The sequence below is a fragment of the Streptomyces sp. B15 genome (genome assembly GCF_018070605.1).
GTDB lineage: Bacteria > Actinomycetota > Actinomycetes > Streptomycetales > Streptomycetaceae > Streptomyces > Streptomyces smyrnaeus.
In genome coordinates this window covers 1-308 of the sequence record NZ_JAGPXJ010000244.1, presented here as the reverse complement: position 1 = coordinate 308, position 308 = coordinate 1, and the positions used below count along the sequence as shown (strand labels likewise).

Annotated in this window: 2 pseudogenes; both read left to right on the top strand. The window is 64.3% G+C overall.

Going from position 1 to position 308, the window contains the following annotated elements:
* A pseudogene (locus KBY19_RS36070) lies at positions 1–183 on the top strand (GntR family transcriptional regulator); the annotation flags it as partial.
* 45 nt (positions 184–228) lie between these two features.
* Positions 229–308, top strand: a pseudogene (locus tag KBY19_RS36065) (IS5/IS1182 family transposase); the annotation flags it as partial.

Below are 308 nucleotides of genomic sequence, written 5' to 3'. Positions count from 1 at the left end.
TTGTACGGCCGTGCTCGTCAGACGGGCAAGATCTACACGCCCGGCGAATACGCGGTCATCACGTCGGCGGGCTGGCTGGAAGCTCCGGACCATGTTGTCGAGGCGCTGGGTCTGGCGTCCGGTAGTAGGGCGGTTCATCGCCGGAGGGTGACGAACAACCAGTCGGGCCCGATCACGCTGTCTAAGCGTTGTCCCGTAACTGCTGGTCAGGGGTGAGATGATCTTGCCGTGTCTGGTGTGATCACGGCGTCGCAGCCCTCCTGGATAGCCCCGTTCAGCGGGCTGAGCCCGCGCCAGTTCGGCAAGCT